Source organism: Clostridium sp. (assembly GCF_016650095.1).
Classification (GTDB): domain Bacteria; phylum Bacillota; class Clostridia; order Clostridiales; family Clostridiaceae; genus Clostridium_AD.
The window spans coordinates 1-4,592 of the sequence record NZ_JAENWL010000308.1 but is presented as its reverse complement, the minus strand read 5'-3'; the positions used below and the strand labels follow the sequence as shown (position 1 = coordinate 4,592).

General features: G+C 30.9%; 3 protein-coding genes. All 3 read right to left on the bottom strand.

Going from position 1 to position 4,592, the window contains the following annotated elements; translation table 11 throughout:
* Positions 1 to 4: 4 nt before the first annotated feature.
* On the bottom strand, positions 5 to 2,719 hold the full coding sequence (locus JJE11_RS15060) for a UPF0182 family protein (RefSeq protein ID WP_291637072.1): 2,715 nt from the start codon (positions 2,717 to 2,719) through the stop codon (positions 5 to 7).
* A gap of 257 nt (positions 2,720 to 2,976) precedes the next feature.
* On the bottom strand, positions 2,977 to 3,810 hold the full coding sequence (gene larE, locus JJE11_RS15055; protein WP_291637070.1) for an ATP-dependent sacrificial sulfur transferase LarE: 834 nt from the start codon (positions 3,808 to 3,810) through the stop codon (positions 2,977 to 2,979).
* A gap of 34 nt (positions 3,811 to 3,844) precedes the next feature.
* Positions 3,845 to 4,592: aldo/keto reductase (locus JJE11_RS15050; RefSeq protein WP_291637068.1), on the bottom strand; the 748-nt coding region annotated here is incomplete at its 5' end.

Sequence of the window (4,592 nt, the reverse complement as noted above, 5' to 3'; positions counted from 1 at the left end):
CTTATTATTTATTTAATTGTTTTAGTATATCGCCAAGTTGCTTATTATATTCTCCATATTTTTGCCAATCTAAGGTTTTTTGAGCCTCAATTGCTTTAATATATAAATCATTTGCCTGCTTAATTAGTTCAATTTTAGCTTGACTTAATGGAGCTGCATTAGTTCCCGTATCACCCGTAATTACTTTATCTGGCGCCTTAAAATTGAATATCTGCTGTAATCCAGTTTCAATATTATCAACCATCAGTAGCTTATTATCGTAAGATAATATTATTTTTTTCATTTCTGGAATACTATTTTTTCCACTAGCTCTTAGATATAGAGGTTCAATATAAAGAAGCGAATTCTCTATTGGTAGAATTACAGTGTCTCCATATTGCACTTCAGATCCACCTGTGTTCCACAGTGAAAGTTGTGCTGAAATTGTAGTATCCTGACTTACACTCTGATTAAAGAGGTGTGGGCTGTAAACTGTTTTTTCTGCTGGAAATTTTTCTAAAAACAGTTTGCCGTAGTTTCCTACGTCCATTCTAGCACCTAAAATCGCTGTCATGTTATATTTTGTCTTTATGTTAAAATACTGTTGTAATACCATTTCTTCACTGTCTGTGTCTGATAATTTCCGTACGATATATGGTGGAATAGTTGTTTTAACCTCACCACCTACTGCGTTTGCATTCTTAGAAACATCCCAAATATCCTCACCACTATAAAAGACTCCAGGATCAGTTACATGATATTTCCCAAGTACTGCACTTTGAATATTAAATATATCAGAAGGATATCTAAAATGTGCTTTAAGATCATCTGGTATCTTTGATATATCCTTAAAAAAATCAGGGTAAATTTTTGCGTAGGTTTGCACAATTGGATCAGTTGGGTCTTCCATATAGTAATTTGTAGTCCCATCATAAGCATCGATTACAACCTTAACTGAATTTCTAATATAGTTTATTCCATTTTGTGGCTGCGAGTACGGATATTTTGTCGATGTAGTATACGCATCAATCATATAGTATACTTTTCCTTCACTTACAACAACATATGGATCTTGATCATAAGATAAAAATGGAGCTATAGTCTTTACCCTTTCAACTATATTTCTATTAATAAGAATTTTACTTGTACTCTTAATATCCCTTGATAGTAGAAAATTTAGTTCCCCATTGTTTATTGCAAATAAAATTTTATTAATTACATTCATTTTTATTCCGGCTTTTCCATCGTAATTTGTTACTTTATTGGACCCACCTTGAGGATAGTCAAATTCACTCACATTAGTATTTACTAATGCGTACAGATCAGTTTGTTCACCGAAATAAATTCTCGGATTAGTTAACTTAATATCTGTACTGTTTGCAATTGGCATATCTTTAATTACAAAATCAGGCTGTCCTTCTGATGTAACAGCATTTACTTTACTCATTACAACACCATACCCATGGGTATAAATCATGTGAGTATTTTGCCAAGTGTCAGGAGATAGTAATTTTGAATCTATTTCTCTTGCTGCAATAAATACCTGACTATATTTATTGTTTATTTTGTATCTATCTACGTCTATGTCAGTAAAATTATAGTAATATCTTAATATTTGAACTTGATTATAAAATTCAAGCGCCTGCGCAGTTGAATTTATCCTAATGTTATCTACTGTCTTCTGATTCTTTAAAATATCCCCTTCTGCCAGATCATTTTTCACATTAAAATCTTTTGTAGTGATATTTTCTAAATTAAAGGCTTTCCTTGTAAACTCAATATTATTTTGAATATATGGTTTTTCAAATTGCTTTTCATTTGGGTTTACAATGCTGTTTTGCACTACAGCTGCTGATATTACTTCTACAAAGCTTATCAAAACTAAAGCAGCGACTGAAATTATTATAGGCTTAACCTTTGATCTTAAAACGCTCGTAAATATTACCACTGCTGCAATGACACAAGCTACAATCAATACCTTATAAAAAAGTAATGTTACATGAATATCCGTGTAACTTGCCCCATACGCAACTCCCCTAGGGCTATACCCTAAATTAAGTATATTCACTAAAAATCCAAGTGATAGGAAAAGTGCTATCAGTGAAGATATTATTGCAATCTGCTTACCTCCAAATGTAATAAGTTCCTTACCAAGTTCTTTTAAGTCTTCAAAAGGATTTGCTGTTCTTCCTGCATACAAAGTATCCTTTGTTTTATATGCAAAGAAAACTACTCCTTTAATAAGAACTAAGCATACTAGTAGTACCATTATAAAACTATATAAAGATTCAATTAAAGGAAGCTTGAAAATATAAAACGATACATCCATATTAAAAATAGGGTCTTTCACATTAAAGCTAACTGCATTTATGAACTTAAGAAACATGTCCCAATATGCAGATGCAAAAGTATAAGAAAATACTAATGAAATAAATAAATTAGAAGCTATAAAAATCTTTTTCTGGGTAGCATCATTTTTAGGATTTACCTCAACTACCTTTTTCAAGTGTAAAATGCTCTTTCTGACGCCCTTATAGTATAACCATATACCAATATAACTAAGTATAAAAACAGGTGCCATAAGCTTAAGCACTGTAAGTATCTTTGTAAAGTATACCGAAATGTAACCGACTTCTTTAAACCACTCAATATTAATAACGAATTGCACTATGCTTCCTAAAGAAAATAAGCATACCATGAGAATTGTAATTACAGAATATATAACTAATCTCTTTTTCATTTTCATAAAACCACCTCTTAGTATTTTTTTAAATTTTAATGTATTTTATATTTTAGTTTATGCGTGCTGCCCCATTACTCACACAATATACTCATTATATCTTATCTTAACCATAATTAAACATTAATTTCATAAATCAGTAAAATTATCATCAAAAAATCTCCATACTCTCTATTTTAAGAGTACGGAGATTCTAATCCTGTTACAAATTATTATTCTACTTATCCCAAGACAAAACACCTGTCACTTCTGCCTTTTCATATTTGTCTATTATTTTGCTCATCAGAATTTTTCATTATAGTTTCATTGAAGCTCCCTACTCTATACCCTTGCATGTCTAAAGTTACATATTTAAATCCGCATTCTTTTATCTTTTGAGCAATAGTGTCTAAAAGTTCTTCATCAAATAATTTACTTCTGTCATTTTTACTTACTTCAACTCTTGCTAAATCTCCATGACATCTTACTCTAACAGCTCTAAACCCTATGCTCATCATATATTTTTCCGCATTTTCAATCTTCTCAAAATCTTCTACTTTTAATTCATTTCCATAAGGTATTCTTGTTAAAAGACAAGCGTATGCTGGCTTATCCCAAGTATTAAGTCCTAATTCTTTAGAAAAAGCTCTTATTTCTGCTTTAGTTATTTTGCATTCTAAAAGTGGACTTTTTATATCTAATTCCTTTAAAGCTTTAAGCCCTGGTCTATAATCACTTATATCATCAAAGTTAGTTCCATCTATTACACAGTTATAATCTTGCTTTTTAGCGATAGATAAAATCATACTAAACACTGCCGTCTTACAAAGATAACATCTATTTTCAGGATTAAACTTTATTGAATCAATAATTGGAGCCTCTATAATTTCATGCTGTACTCCTAATTTTTCAGCTAATTCTTTTGCTTCTGCTATTTCCCACTTTGGAATATATGGAGACATAATTGTTACTGCTTTTACATTATCCCCAAGAGCTTCTTTAGCTGCTTTAAGTAAAAAAGTACTATCTACTCCACCTGAAAATGCTAAAACTACTTTTCCTAACCCCTTGAGATATTTTATTAATTCATTATACTTTTCATCGTTTATCATTTACCTTTCCGCCTCTCAGTTAAGTTATATAATGTTATGCAAATAATGCTTTAACATTTTTTAATTCTTCACGAATTTTAATTCCTTGTGGACAATGTTCTTCACATTTACCGCACTCTACACATTTATCTGCTCTTTCTGACACGTTTACAAATGCATTATAAAGATGCTTTAGTTCTCCTTCTGTTTTTGGAGTAACAAACATGTGATATTGATTGTACAGAGTAAAGTTCTTAGGAATATTTACACCTACTGGACAGGGCATACAATATTGACAAGCTGTACAGTTAACTTTTGTTCTTTCTCTATATATTTTTTTTACATTATCCATTATTTCTAATTCTTTTTCTGTTAGTGAGTTAGGTAATGCAACACTGGCAATTTTTAAGTTTTCATTAACATGTTCCATTTCTGTCATACCACTAAGTACTACAGCTACTTCTGGATGATCCCATACCCATGTTAGTGCCCATTCAACTGGGGATTTTTTAATTTCAGCTTTATCAAAAACATTTGTAACTGCTTCTGGAAGATCTTTAATTATTTTTCCACCTCTAAGTGGTTCCATAATAACAATTCCAAGACCTTTATCTGCTGCATATTTTAATCCTTCTGTTCCAGCCTGGAACTTTTCATCTATGTAATTATATTGAATTTGGCAGAATGACCAATCATAGTAATCTACTATTTCTTTAAATACAGCTAAATCATCGTGAAATGAAAATCCTGCATATCTTATTCTTCCGTCTTTAATTGCTGAATTTAAAAACTCATCTATTCCT